The sequence below is a fragment of the Blautia sp. MCC270 genome (genome assembly GCF_018785605.1).
In the GTDB taxonomy this organism is placed as follows: Bacteria; Bacillota; Clostridia; order Lachnospirales; family Lachnospiraceae; genus Blautia_A; species Blautia_A fusiformis.
The window spans coordinates 1-230 of sequence record NZ_WQQD01000070.1; the positions used below are offsets into that span (position 1 = coordinate 1).

1 rRNA gene is annotated in these 230 nt (G+C 60.0%); it reads right to left on the minus strand.

Annotation, left to right across the window (positions count from 1 at the left end):
• A 23S ribosomal RNA gene (locus GPK58_RS13460) occupies positions 1–230 on the minus strand; the annotation flags it as partial.

The following is a 230-nucleotide window of genomic DNA, read 5'->3' on the forward strand; positions in this document are numbered from 1 at the left end:
ACCTTTGGGCGCCTCCGATACCCTTTCGGAGGCGACCGCCCCAGTCAAACTCCCCGCCTGGCATTGTCCCACCGCCGGTTTACGGCGGCTGGTTAGAAGCCCAATATCACAAGGGTGGTATCCCAACAGCGGCTCCGCGGCAACTGACGTTACCGTTTCTCAGCCTCCCACCTATCCTGTACATGCAACACCGGACCCCAGTGCCAAACTGGAGTAAAGCTCCATGGGGT